Annotated in this window: 1 protein-coding gene; it reads right to left on the bottom strand. The window is 45.0% G+C overall.

The genetic code is table 11. The annotated features are described in order from the left end of the window. On the bottom strand, nucleotides 1-716 hold a 716-nt coding region (locus R7093_RS25425; RefSeq protein WP_318147046.1), incomplete at both ends, for a diguanylate cyclase.

Raw genomic sequence — 716 nt, 5'->3', positions numbered from 1 at the left:
GCACTTCATCACCCGCTAAATGACCGTAGGTATCGTTGATTTGTTTGAAGTGATTAATATCTAAATAAAGAATCGCCAAATCCTTATTCACCCCTTGGCGATACTTAACTTGCAAAGAGCGACGATTCCTCAACCCAGTTAAATTATCGGTGTTGGATTGACGATACAGATAGAGAGAAACACAAATTGCCAATACAAGTACGAATAGAAATACCGCTTGGGTTTGTGTTGCCAATCGCACCTCATACTCTAACGCCGTGCGCCAATCTGGACGCAAATCGTATTGAGCCACAATTTTGTCAACGCCCAACATCGCGATCGCGCGGCTAAAATATGGCGCTAACATTGCACCGCGTTCATTCGCGACGAGGCCGATAGACAACTGCGAACTGTAAAACTCCCCTATCGCGGTATCTTGCTCGATGGGCACAAGCTCGCTCAAACGAAGGAAATGGTTGAGCATTGCCGTATCCATCGGGATGTAATCCACCTCCCCTTTAAGCAATGCTTCAATAAGATCGTGCTGCGTGTTAAAACGCTCAAGCTCTTTCAACGGTAAAAGCTGAGTCATCATTTGATCGAAGAAATCGTCTTTGACTACACCGATTCTTTCAGAGATCAATTGTGACACATGGGAATAGGTGTTTGGCTTGTAGCCCAATCGCTTGACCATCACTGAAGCTGGTGAATAGTGTGGTCTTGGAAAATAGCTGAAT

The organism is Vibrio sp. 1580, from assembly GCF_033340055.1.
This window is presented reverse-complemented; position numbering and strand designations above follow the sequence as displayed.